Raw genomic sequence first — 216 nt, forward strand, 5'->3', positions numbered from 1 at the left:
CAGATCACGACGGTGCTGAACCAGTTGAAAAACGACCCGGATTCCCGTCGTATTATCGTTTCCGCGTGGAACGTAGGCGAACTGGATAAAATGGCGCTGGCGCCGTGCCACGCGTTCTTCCAGTTCTACGTGGCGGATGGCAAACTCTCTTGCCAACTGTATCAGCGTTCATGCGATGTGTTCCTCGGTCTGCCGTTCAACATCGCCAGCTACGCC

At 55.6% G+C, this 216-nt stretch carries 1 protein-coding gene; it reads left to right on the forward strand.

The features are described from left to right. A partial coding sequence (thyA, locus tag FDX22_RS24145) for a thymidylate synthase (RefSeq protein WP_146717900.1) occupies positions 1-216 on the forward strand: 216 nt, incomplete at both ends.

This window comes from Citrobacter sp. TBCS-14 (genome assembly GCF_005280805.1).
GTDB lineage: Bacteria > Pseudomonadota > Gammaproteobacteria > Enterobacterales > Enterobacteriaceae > Citrobacter > Citrobacter gillenii.